The organism is Desertibacillus haloalkaliphilus, from assembly GCF_019039105.1.
In the GTDB taxonomy this organism is placed as follows: Bacteria; Bacillota; Bacilli; order Bacillales; family KJ1-10-99; genus Desertibacillus; species Desertibacillus haloalkaliphilus.
This window is the reverse complement of record NZ_JAHPIV010000399.1, coordinates 1-365: the sequence shown is the minus strand read 5'-3', so window position 1 is coordinate 365 and position 365 is coordinate 1. Positions and strand designations below refer to the sequence as shown.

At 39.2% G+C, this 365-nt stretch carries 1 protein-coding gene; it reads right to left on the bottom strand.

Annotation, left to right across the window (positions count from 1 at the left end; all coding sequences use genetic code 11):
• Positions 1–147: 147 nt before the first annotated feature.
• On the bottom strand, positions 148–365 hold a 218-nt coding region (locus KH400_RS22505), incomplete at its 5' end, for a hypothetical protein (RefSeq protein ID WP_217228432.1).

Below are 365 nucleotides of genomic sequence, written 5' to 3'. Positions count from 1 at the left end.
CTGCAATGTTATAAAAAGTACGCATAATAACCCCCATACTTACTATAACAAATCGAAATCGAGTTGACTTAGCTATTTTGGCAATTTGCCCCATAACGCAAAAAAGAAGCAGCCACATAATTGTAGCTGCTTCGATACTATCTTAAATTAGAAGTTGTACTTCGTGTCTTCGTCGTTAACCTTAACAACTTGTGACTTAAGTCCTTCTTCTTCAAGGAACTTACGGAATGGCACAAGTTCTTGTGCGTCATAACGCTCCTTGAAAGTCTTAATTTCTTCTTCAGATGCTAGGGCTGGATCAAGCTTCAATCCTTCAACAGGAATTGGACGCTCCTTCGTAATCTTAGCATCAACCACAACAACAC